Source organism: Flavobacterium bomense (assembly GCF_003970355.1).
On record NZ_RYDJ01000222.1, the window covers coordinates 333 to 1,125 of the forward strand.

A 793-nucleotide genomic window follows, 5' to 3' on the forward strand; every position below is an offset into this window, starting at 1 on the left:
AATTATTTGAATATGTTTATACCACAAACCGATTAGAAGGCAATCAATTATCACTTTTGCAAACTACCGAATTATTTAAAAGCGACAGCATTTCTGGAAATAACATCCGAAATTCGGATATTTTAGAACAAAAAGGAATGTATCGCGCTTTGAAAAGAATGCTATTGGCAGTAAAAAACAAAGAAGAATTGTCTACAAAATTGATTTTAGAATTGAATTGGTTGAGTATTGGAGGCCTTTGGAATGAAGATTATTATAGTAATGCCAAAGAAAAAGGTCAACTTCAAAATCAATTCAAAGTTAGCCAAAACGTGATTTCCATAAAACAAAATGGCGTTGAGAAAGAAAAAATAATGCCTTTGAGTTCTCCAGATGATGTTCAGAAAAATATGGAAGCTTTAATTGAAAATGTCAATAAAAGTGAGGCTTCTGTTTTGGACAAAACTGTTTTCTTGGCACAAGAAATTCGGATTCATCAACCTTTTGTAGATGGAAATAAACGAACAGGACGACTTTTAATCAATTTCCTTTTGATGAAAGAAGGTTTTCCTTTATTCTCTTACGATACCGAAAATCTAAATTATAATAGCTTACTCGTGGAACAATATTATGAATCGAAACCTGATTTAGTAAAAAACTACATTGTGGAAACGCTTTCCAAAAAAATGAGTAATGACATCGAAGCGGTTTCAAAAATCAAAAAAGATTTTAAAGGATTTCGATTGATGTTGTAAATTATCGACTAATTCTCTAAAAAATTCCCACTTCTAACATCTGACTTCTAACTTCTAAT

At 30.8% G+C, this 793-nt stretch carries 1 protein-coding gene; it reads left to right on the forward strand.

Translation table 11 applies throughout. The annotated features are described in order from the left end of the window. Window positions 1-734, forward strand: a 734-nt coding sequence (locus EKL98_RS16900; RefSeq protein ID WP_199740753.1) for a Fic family protein, incomplete at its 5' end; no start/stop codon positions are given. Window positions 735-793 lie beyond the last annotated feature (59 nt).